The 9,773-nt window shown below is 52.3% G+C and carries 7 protein-coding genes; 3 read left to right on the top strand and 4 right to left on the bottom strand.

The genetic code is table 11. The features are described from left to right. Nucleotides 1-110: 110 nt before the first annotated feature. Entirely contained in the window at nt 111-539 is a 429-nt protein-coding gene (locus tag B036_RS0121745; RefSeq protein WP_020570851.1) for a hypothetical protein, read from the bottom strand. A 383-nt stretch (nt 540-922) separates the two neighbouring features. Here B036_RS0121745 and B036_RS0121740 point away from each other — a divergent pair, with 383 nt between their 5' ends. Both B036_RS0121740 and B036_RS0121735 read left to right on the top strand, forming a co-directional pair. Beyond that, complete coding sequence (locus tag B036_RS0121740; RefSeq protein ID WP_157472301.1) at nt 923-1,921, top strand: hypothetical protein; 999 nt, start codon at nt 923-925, stop codon at nt 1,919-1,921. Nucleotides 1,922-2,041: 120 nt separating this feature from the next. Further along, nucleotides 2,042-4,423 (top strand): hypothetical protein, encoded by a 2,382-nt coding sequence (locus tag B036_RS0121735; protein WP_020570849.1) that lies wholly within the window; start codon nt 2,042-2,044, stop codon nt 4,421-4,423. 97 nt (nt 4,424-4,520) lie between these two features. On the opposite strand, the gene B036_RS0121730 is transcribed toward B036_RS0121735, so the two are convergent. After that, the gene (locus B036_RS0121730; RefSeq protein WP_020570848.1) at nt 4,521-6,077 is read right to left on the bottom strand and encodes a hypothetical protein; all 1,557 of its coding nucleotides are present in this window, start codon (nt 6,075-6,077) and stop codon (nt 4,521-4,523) included. A gap of 209 nt (nt 6,078-6,286) precedes the next feature. On the opposite strand from B036_RS0121730, the gene B036_RS30525 reads away from it, so the two are divergent. After that, nucleotides 6,287-7,438 carry a 2-isopropylmalate synthase gene (locus tag B036_RS30525; protein WP_020570847.1) on the top strand — a complete coding sequence of 384 codons (1,152 nt, stop codon included), beginning with the start codon at nt 6,287-6,289 and terminating at the stop codon, nt 7,436-7,438. Here the strand turns inward: B036_RS30525 and B036_RS32485 are convergent, their stop codons facing one another. Together B036_RS32485 and B036_RS0121710 are read right to left on the bottom strand one after the other, a co-directional pair. Continuing rightward, the gene (locus tag B036_RS32485) at nt 7,439-8,293 is read right to left on the bottom strand and encodes a S1/P1 nuclease (RefSeq protein ID WP_020570846.1); all 855 of its coding nucleotides are present in this window, start codon (nt 8,291-8,293) and stop codon (nt 7,439-7,441) included. Nucleotides 8,294-8,625: 332 nt separating this feature from the next. Next, complete coding sequence (locus tag B036_RS0121710; protein WP_020570844.1) at nt 8,626-9,324, bottom strand: carboxypeptidase-like regulatory domain-containing protein; 699 nt, start codon at nt 9,322-9,324, stop codon at nt 8,626-8,628. Nucleotides 9,325-9,773: the final 449 nt, after the last annotated feature.

The raw sequence follows: 9,773 nt of genomic DNA, 5'->3' as shown, positions 1-9,773 counted from the left end.
ACCGAGATGTCTCGATACCGCTCTACAGACTTAGAATGGCCATCTCGATTTGCCTCACTTTAATGTGGGCTCAAAATTCGGGATGACTCATGTTTATTGGTGAAACCTGATTACAGTTTCACGACTTCCGCCTGAATCGGGTAATCTGCCAGAATGCGGTTGGTGAAAGCCATGTGACCACGGGGTACGGCAAGGTAAAGTTTGCCGTGCTTATAGTTGGCGAGGCTGCTGAGCAGGCGCCACTTGGTCACCAACTCACGTTCGTCGTCGGATTTCATGCCGAGTTCGAAGTAGGATTTACGACCGTTTACTTCGCCGGTACAATCCGGGATGAAGTACTCCTCCGTGTCTTTGCCACGGCGGATTTTGGCGGGGGTTTCGTAACCTTCCGCGTTGGCACGGACGTTCTCGAAGCCTTTTTTCTTAACGATTTTGTCAAGCAGTAACTGAATCAGTTCCGGGTCTTTTTGTTGTGCTTCGGTGAGGATGCCATTTTCCATCTGGAGTGCGTGATTTTCTGTTTTGCGTTCGCGGAGCATACCGCAGGGGCTGTGAGTTAAATATAGCAATTAAGCTGCCAAGGTACGTAAGCGAACGAACATATGACGCGGAAAGCTACACCAATGAAAACGTTTTTAGGAAGTGGATAGTTTCGGGAGTAAACAAGGAGTTGAGGCGGAAGCACGACGAGCATATGGTTTTATGATTGTTTACCAGATTTTGGTGCAGGAAGCGTATAAATACAGCGTTGTGCAGGCTTCCTTCTTCTCCTCTTGCTATGAAAGGTGAGCAAGCGCAGTACAGTGACCGGAACCTGCGGTCGCTCGTTCCCGCCTTCTCCCATTTATTTTCAGGGCGCAGCCGCAGGTGCAAGGCAGGTTTTTTTAAAAGCAGGGCTTGGCTGGACGTACCTTTATCCGCCATGCGAATCATCTGTTTCTGCCTGCTCACGGCACTGGTCTCCTGCGTAACTCCGGATTCATCCGGAGAGGATCATCCTGGCATCTATTACTGGAAAACAACCTGGGAACTTAATCCGGAACGGCAGGCTGAATTACGCGCCGCCGGCACGCGACAACTGTTCGTTCGCTTCTTTGACGTAGACTGGAATTTCAACCAGGGGCAAGCCCAGCCCAAAGGAATACTGCAATTGCCCGATAGCCTGGTCGTGGATGAGACGCTGGCCATAACACCGGTGGTGTACGTGGTGGAGCGCGTCTTCCGGCAGCCCGTTGATGCGGAAGAATTGGCGCAGCGTATTGGTCGTACGATTGAGGGGATGTCGGCTGGGCACGCGGCCCTGCGGGCCGCCACCCGCTGGCAGATCGACTGCGACTGGACACCGACATCGCGCGACCGCTATTTTGCCTTTCTGCGGGCGCTGCAAACGCAATTCCCGGATAAGGTCATCAACGTCACCATCCGTTTACATCAGTACCGGGAACGGGAGGACAACGGCGTGCCGCCGGTCTCTGAAGGGCTGCTGATGTGCTACAATATGGAGCCCGTAGGAGAACCTGAAACACAAAACGCCATTTACCGCGAAGACCTGCTACGAGGCTATCTCAAGGCACCTCCGTATCCGATACCACTGGATGCCGCACTTCCGGTATTTGCCTGGGGCGCGGCTTTTCGGGACGATCTTTTCCTTGGTGTTGTCTCCCCGCCTGCAGCATCGCCTGGCTTCCTGGATCCCGTTGGCGGTAATCGCTTCCTGGTACTTAAGGACACAACTTTGCTCGAAACTTTTGTCCGACCAGGAGATGATGTCCGGTACGACGGAGCCAATACCGCAGCCTTGCTTACCGCCGCAGGATTGCTACGCGACCGAAATGAAATCCGGGATTTAATACTTTTTGACTGGCGGATGGATGTTTTAGAAAATTGGCCCTTGGCAGAGGTTTGGACTGCTTTTTATTAAATTTCACCTAAAAACATCCTACTTTCAACGTACGTTGACACCATGCACCTGGCGATCAGGTTTGCTCCATTAATTTCAGCGTTTTCAGGTTCCATTATCCCACCATCCCATAAAAAAACTATGCGCCCATTTCTCTTGTCCTGCTGCTTCCTTTTCCTGTTCAACGTTTACGTATTAGAAGCCTGCGGCTACTCCATCCTGGGCGAGGGCTATCGGATCGCATTGCTTGATCCATACCTGGCGGGTGATGAGTACTCTGCCTTTTTTTATTCCACCGAACGACTTAACCACGGAGATAATGCTAAGGCTGGCCGTGACCGGATACGAAACGCCGAAGCCTGGGCGGCCGAACTCGGCTACGGTGTCTCCGGAGCGGAGGTAATGCGTATTTTATACGGTACTTCGCTTGATGATTGGTTGCTGGCCAAGGGCGGCGGTGCGGCCAAACTAGGGTGGGGGAATAACCGGGCGTGGCAGGCCATCAGCCAACGGCCGGACTTGCTTGAATACGCCTTGTGGGCAAAAGGGTACGAGAAACCCGACATCATCCAACGCTACTGGGGAGAGCCGGAAGAAGAAGTTGTTCCCGGCCCGTATACCACCAACTTTAAGGCCCGGGCCCGGGCTGGGTACGCTCAGTCCAGGAAAAATAGCTTTCTGGCGGACCGCTACGGTTATCAACTATTGCTCATCGCTTACTATGAAGGTGACGATGAAGCGATGGACTACTATTTCAAAAACCATTTTAAAGAAAAGAACGGGGCATTAGCCGATTGGGCCCGCTTTCACTTTGCCGGACAGTGGAATGAGGAAGGGCGCTACCTGATCGAAATGGCTAATGCTTTCAGGAGGGTGCCGGAAAAATCCCTGGCGGTTTATAACCGGACGGACCAAATGGTCGATCCGGCAAAATACCTTTCCGTGACCAGGAACGATGCAGAACGATCTAACCTGTACGCCCTGGCTGCGCTGAAGCGTAAGGGCAAAGCACTTGACCTGTTGCGTCAGGCCTACACCCTTGATCCTACCAACCCGGTATTGGATCTGCTGGTAGTCCGCGAGTTTAATAAAGTAGAGGACTGGTTGATGACCTATCAGCTGACCCATTTAGGCCCTGCTTTACCGAGCGGAGGATTACCTGATTGGGAGGCAGAGGATTACGAGGCTAAAAAGGTTGCCATGCGTAAGGCCACTTACGTAAAGGACCGGGCTTATCTGAAGCAATTACGAACCTTCATTCACAGCTACCGGTCGGCGATGGGAGCGGCTCACTTTAACGAAGTGCTGCGTGCTCAGGCTGCGCTGCTTGATGAGGACTACACCATGGCGCTGCGCCTGACTGATGCGCTGGTCAATGTGGGGCGATCCCCAATAGGCACCCAGGTAAAGGTGATCCGGACACTGGCTTTGCTGCAAAGCGCCCGGCTCGATCACGAAGAAGTGAAAAACGAACTGGCCGGTTACCTCCTGGCGTTGGAGGAGGAACTCGGCCCGGCAAAGGATATGGATGCATGGACAAATGACGGAAACTTACGGGCAGGTATTAACCGGGCGGCAGCGCAGGCCTTTGCCGCAGCCCGGGATACGGTCTCTGCCTATTTTTTGCACAACCGGTCCCTGAGCCTGCCCCTGGCGAATACCTGGAGCAGCCAATACTATGACCAGATTCGGTACCTTGATCGCCCCATTAGTCCGCAAGTGATGCAAGCGGTTATTACTATTATTGAACAAGAAGATGCGTCAACGCCCTGGATGGCCTTATTGCAGTCATCGGAACTACCGGAGGTGTACGCCCTGCATGACCTTGCCGGCACCCTGGCCTTAAGGCGTAATGACCTGGGGCTTGCGCTGCATCACTTTGCGGCGGTTCCGTACCAATGGTATAGGAGCAACTACGAATTTAATAGCTACCTGACCACGTCGCCACTCAACGACATGTGGCTGGGGAACCCACGCAGACTTGCCTTTACCCGAAAAGTAGACGTAGTCCGCCAGCTTATGCAGCTTGAAAAAGTTAGCAAAACCGGCGGCGAAGCTGGTGCAGCAGCTTGTCTGGCTTTGGGGAAAGCCTGGTATAATATGAGCCACCTCGGAGAGGCGTGGATGATGCTTTCCTACGGTAACCACTTATACGAACCCACCGAAGCGGTCCCCTGGCCGGAAGGAAACAGTCATCCGGCAGTACCGCATTCAGTAGCCGATTATCACTTGATCCATGAAGCTTCCAGGGCACTGGGATTTTTTAACTGTGCAACAACGACAACGAATGACCCGGAAGTGTTGGCCGAAGTAGACCTGAGTAAACGGATCATAGAGATGAACATTCAGATAAACCAAAGAGATTGGGACTACCTCTCTTCCAGACATTGGGAAGAGAGAATGGCAGATTACGACCTGGAGTACGAGAAACTGATGCGCCCCTTCGTTCTTAATCACCGGAATACGGCGCTCTATCAGGCGGCAGTAATGCAGTGCTCGTCGTTGGCCCGTTTGGGCAAGTAATTCGGCGACGGAGAGCCGTCTCCCTGCATTTTACCTTTCCTTGCACCTGCGTTCGCGCCTTATTTTAGCCATAGAGAAAAATTGATTCGCCGACTACCTACCCGTTTTCCCGATTCTCTTCAAACTTCTCCCGGATCACTTCCTGTACCGTTTTGTCCTCGATTTTGGCCTGTAGCCAGCTGGGAATATCCAGGAAAGTAAAGGGCCGGCTTTCGAATGGCTTGGCAGTAATGGAATCGAGCTTGCGCTTCAACTTCCTGAATTCATCACGGAGTTGCTCTTCGCGAATTCGGGGAATGCGGCGCAGGAAACGGAAGATGTATTGCTGCGTTTCCTGCAGGTGTTCCACTTTAGCCAGGAAGCGATAAACGGATTTTACCTGGTATTCGACCAGCTGGACGTTGCCCATTTCAAAATGACAAATCAGGCTGAGGATGCGGGCGTACGCCTGGATGTCAGACCGGTAGTTCGGGCTGCGCTGATTGATGATCTCGTTAAGGTAATCAATGGCCGAATCGTTGTCGCCACTACCAAAGTAGAGGCAAGCGATGCGGTAGTTGAAGATCATAATCCGGTGGTCGTCCCAGTTGTATTTGTTGGTTCTGATCACTTCTGCGATCTCGGGAACCAGGCCGAGGCCCTCCTTAAAGGTTCCCTCCATATAATGTTTCCGGATCTGGTGATCGAATTGGTATAGGGAGTAAAGGCTGGCTACGTTGACGTTGCTCGTCAGGTCGAATTTATGCGGAAAGAGATCGAGCATCTGTAATTGCTCATCAAATTTGTCGTACTGCCACATGTTAAACAGCGTGGCCAGGTTGTTGTGGATTCCTTTCAGGTAGAGCGGTGCGTTGGCTTCGATCATGTGAGGTTTTTCCTCAAACAGTTCTACCCAGCGTTGGGTGAAACGATAACACAACGGGTATTCATGGCACATCAGGTGCATCCAGGTGTAGGCCTGGCAGTAATAAATCTTCCCCCAGAAATCCAAAGAATCGTAATTGGCTTTAGGTAACTGGCCGCGGAAGAAGGACTTGACCATGAAAAAATCCTGTTCGTTGCTGACCAGGCCGATTTTCAGGTACAGACCGTAAAGGCGCAGGGCGAGGTTGGAGTAGGCATCGGTGTCACTGATCTTTCCAGCAAGCTCGGTGCATTGCTCACCAAGTTCCTCTGCCCGGCCTTCAATACTGCGCGTGATGTATTGCCCTTCGATCATTTTTTCGAACTGAGCGATCTCCAGCGCAACGGTATGCGCTTCTACTTCCAGGGCTCTTTTTTTCGTTTTGTCGAGGACGTCAAGACTCTGCCGGTATAAAGCCTTATTGTAAAGAATTCGTGCGTAGTCGAGGTTTTCACGTAGTAAAATAGCCTCGTCTTTATTGCGGTTAAGCAGGCGGAGGCTGGTCAATAACTGTTTATAAAGGTGGGCTTTGAGATTGGAAAGTTGACTTTTTTTGATGTTAGTAATGCGTTTCAGCAGATATTCCTCATCATATTCTCCCGTTCGCTCCAAAATATCGAAAAGTTGGAGGAAAAGAATTTCTGCATTAGCCTGTTGATTGCGTTTAACAAACAGTCGGAAATGTCGTTTCTCCGCCCGATTTAGGGAGGCAACCAACTTTAGGAGGTCATCCGTCTTCTGTTTTGGCATTGTATAACATCTTTAGTCAAACTGCTGAGCAACAATGTGTTGCGGGATAATTTGCCGTCGGCAGTTGTAGCAATTCTAGTGTTTATAGAACATGCCGGTTTTCTTTTAATGGCCGACAATGTCCTAATTTTATACTCCTGACCAATTGTAAGGCCCGAAATTCGGTGCCGCTAAGATAGACACGGCCATCAAATACGGCCTTACCGCTTATGGATACTAACCGAATTCAGATTTTCGATACGACCCTCCGCGACGGAGAACAAGTGCCTGGCTGTAAGCTGGACACTACCCAAAAACTGGTAATTGCCCGACAACTAGAATTGCTCGGCGTCGATGTGATCGAAGCCGGCTTTCCTATTTCCAGTCCGGGGGATTTTAAATCCGTGCGAGAAATCGGCCTGGCGGTCTCCGAGCCCATAGTATGTGCCCTCAGCCGGGCGGTAAAAAAAGACATCGAGGTAGCCGCAGACTCCCTTAAAACGGCGAAGCGTGCCCGGATTCATACGGGCATTGGTACTTCCGACAGTCACATCCAGTACAAATTAAGGACTACCCCCGAACGCATCATCGAACGGGCAGTAGACGCGGTCAAGTACGCCAAAAGCTTCGTGGAGGATGTAGAGTTCTATGCTGAAGACGCTGGCCGTACGAGCAACGAATTCCTCGCTAAAGTGATTCAGGCGGTAGTTAATGCCGGCGCCACGGTACTCAATATTCCGGACACCACGGGCTACTGCCTGCCGAATGAGTACGGGGAAAAGATCGCCTTCCTGCGGGCAAACGTCAAAGGCATCCATAAATGTGTCCTCAGTACCCATTGCCATAATGACCTAGGCCTGGCTACGGCCAACTCCATCGCCGGAGCTGTTGGCGGTGCCCGCCAGATCGAGTGTACCATCAACGGCATCGGTGAACGGGCCGGAAATACCGCGCTGGAGGAAGTCGTGATGATCATGCGCCAGCATGAAGGGCTGGGGCTGTACACCAACATCAACAGCAAACTCCTGCTGGAGACCAGCCACCTGGTCAGCGAAAGCATGGGCATGGTGGTGCAGCCTAATAAAGCCATCGTGGGCGACAACGCCTTCGCGCACTCCAGCGGTATCCATCAGGATGGCGTGATCAAACGGCGGGATACTTACGAAATCATCGATCCGGCTGAAGTTGGCGTCGACGAGTCGCGGATTGTACTGACGGCGCGCAGCGGCCGTGCAGCACTCGCTTACCGGTTCAAGAACCTGGGCTATAATGTCTCCAAGGTGCAACTGGATGACCTCTACCAGGAATTCCTCCGGGTCGCCGACCGTAAAAAGGAGGTCGCGGATATGGACTTGGAGGATATGATCAGCGCTACTGTTTAATTATTTAAAAATCTTATTAAGCATAGCCGCCGCCCGGTAACCCGCCGCTGCCAGCCGCTCTTCTACTATGGGCAAGAAATCGTGCTGGTAATCCCAGGACAGACTGGGCAGCCCCGTTTCGCGGTCCGTATTGTCGTAAAGGGTATTGTATATGCGTTCGCGTAAGGCTACTGACTCGTTAATCCATGTCGACAGCGAATCATCTTCACACTCCGTCTTATGGCTTCGGAAATGGATGTTGGCGAATGCGGCAAACTCCGTATAACTCAGCCTCTCCTGCTCGATGATGCCTGAATCCCACACAGAGTGGAGGTTTTTGCGCTCTCCGAAGTAGAGTACGGTAATGCTATTTCCTCCCCGGTCACGGTTTTTACCAACGTGCATGGGTTGGTGTACATCACCGATGAAGTGAATTAAAAAAGCCAGGGCCGTGGCGTCCAGTGAGCCGGCAAGAGGTTCTACCTTGTTTTTTTGCATCAGCTCGGTCATTTGTTGGCGTGCCTCCGGCTCGCCCTTCAGAATGGCCAACATTAGTTCGATGCCTTCGTGGACGTCGTCAATTTTAGACCTGGTGTTATTATCGTTCACCACATCGGAAAGGGTCATGTCCGGCTGTATGGTCATGTAGTGCCAGGACTGCGTGAAATCCCAGCCACTTTCTGCTTTGATGTAGTCGGGCCAGGTGGCCAGCTGCGCCAGGTAATTGTCTCCCATGGCAGCGTTCACGCTGGCTCGGGCACTGGGACTGAGGTTGTCGTAGCAAATTTGGGCGACAACGCGGTGGCCGTTGGCGCCCCATGCCAGGAGGAATTGGGGAAGGAGAAAAATCAGAAGGGTGAGAAGCCGGGTATTCATGCCTATGGGTTGTTTTGGTTGGCGATAAAGGTAGGCTGTTGTATCTGGTATAAAAACAGCATAATTTTTTTTAGATGTTTTCACCTGGTGGAGCGTTACTGAATTTTCGTAAATCAAAGGGGGAGCTTCTAACGGCGGGGCTTGCCCCGCCGCTAGAAGCAGGCGGAATCCACTGTTCGCTCAGCGAACGAATAGCAGGTTTTCAGCGTGCTGATGCGGATAGGGGCAAGCCCCGTCCGGAATTAGTCAATTTCGTACGGCGGCACCAGGCCGAAAAGGATTTGTCGGCCGGCCAGGCGTAAAAAGTCCGTCTGCCGGGTCAGGTGAAAGCATCATCGTCTGGCTGTTTCTCCCTTGACGATCACTTTGGTGACTTCACGACCGTGACCATCAGAAAGGCGCAGGTAATATGGTCCGGCCGGTAGGTTTTCGGGGACGGTAAAAATCAAGTGCTGTTCGCCGATGTCTACCGGTTGGGTTGCCCAATTGCGGACGACCTGGCCGAGGCTGTTCATGAGTTGGACGGTAAGTTGATTGGCGGACCATAAGTCGGTGCGCAGGTTGATCGTAGTGTGGAAAGGGTTGGGGTAGACGGAGGATCTGGCTAAATCTGTTGCCTGACCGACGTTAATTGGCGGGAACGTACAGGAGGGAGTACGACATACATTAACGCAGCATTTTTCTGCCGACGTGAAGCCTCCACCGTAAACGATGATGGCGGGAAGATTACTCCCTGCGGTAAGGTCGACCTCCAACCAGCCGCCGTACGACGTATCGGTTACCAGGTGCCTGGAAGAGGAGTAGCCCGTATGGCTGAAACTGAGCGTAGTGGAATTGGCTGGGAGTCGTATCTCGTAATAGCCGTCGATATCCGTCACGGTTCCGGTGGTGGTGCCTTCTGCGTAAACGGTGGCGTAGGGAAGGGGAGTACCATCATCGGTCAACACGAAGCCGCGGATGGTTTCCTGGGCGCGGACGCAGGTGCAAAGGAAGCACAAAAAGCAAAGTAAAACATAGGTAGCGTTCTTCATGGAAGGGGAGTTTTGACTGTTGTGATGTGGTTGTTGCCTGATTTGCATACGTAGGCAAGGTGTTAATGAACTGTTCCTTCCGAATTGTCTGGTGGCTGACGGTAGTATAGTGAGTTGCGGAGTCACTGAGTCACCGAGTTGCTGCCGCTGTTTCCCTCATTTCGCTGCGCTCATTTGCTTAGGGTGAGTAAGTGCAGCGCCGCGAATGTTACTATGCGCAAAACCAATTGTCATGGTATGCCATCTGTGAGGTTGGGGCCTGACCTGCGTTAACCGCCGCAGGCAGCCGCGCAGCGCAACCAGGCCAGCGATAAAAAGCTCTGCGGACTAAAACGGATGCTCGCCAGCGCTCGTGGCAGCTACCGGCTGCAGAGATAAGTTGGTTGCTGCCCAGGATACTTGCGGCAGCAACTTACCAACTCATTGCCTCACCAACTCACTCTGCACCC

Origin of the sequence: Neolewinella persica DSM 23188 (assembly GCF_000373105.1) — a bacterium.
Classification (GTDB): Bacteria; Bacteroidota; Bacteroidia; order Chitinophagales; family Saprospiraceae; genus Neolewinella; species Neolewinella persica.
Note: the sequence above shows the minus strand (reverse complement) of the source record. Positions and strands in the feature narration are given on the sequence as shown.

Excerpts from the sequence above, each read along its gene's own strand:
- B036_RS0121740 (WP_157472301.1), top strand. The coding sequence starts at position 923 with ATGCGAATCATCTGTTTCTGCCTGCTCACGGCACTGGTCTCCTGCGTA.
- B036_RS0121730 (WP_020570848.1), bottom strand. The coding sequence starts at position 6,077 with ATGCCAAAACAGAAGACGGATGACCTCCTAAAGTTGGTTGCCTCCCTA.
- B036_RS0121735 (WP_020570849.1), top strand. The coding sequence starts at position 2,042 with ATGCGCCCATTTCTCTTGTCCTGCTGCTTCCTTTTCCTGTTCAACGTT.
- B036_RS0121745 (WP_020570851.1), bottom strand. The coding sequence starts at position 539 with ATGCTCCGCGAACGCAAAACAGAAAATCACGCACTCCAGATGGAAAAT.
- B036_RS30525 (WP_020570847.1), top strand. The coding sequence starts at position 6,287 with ATGGATACTAACCGAATTCAGATTTTCGATACGACCCTCCGCGACGGA.
- B036_RS0121710 (WP_020570844.1), bottom strand. The coding sequence starts at position 9,324 with ATGAAGAACGCTACCTATGTTTTACTTTGCTTTTTGTGCTTCCTTTGC.
- B036_RS32485 (WP_020570846.1), bottom strand. The coding sequence starts at position 8,293 with ATGAATACCCGGCTTCTCACCCTTCTGATTTTTCTCCTTCCCCAATTC.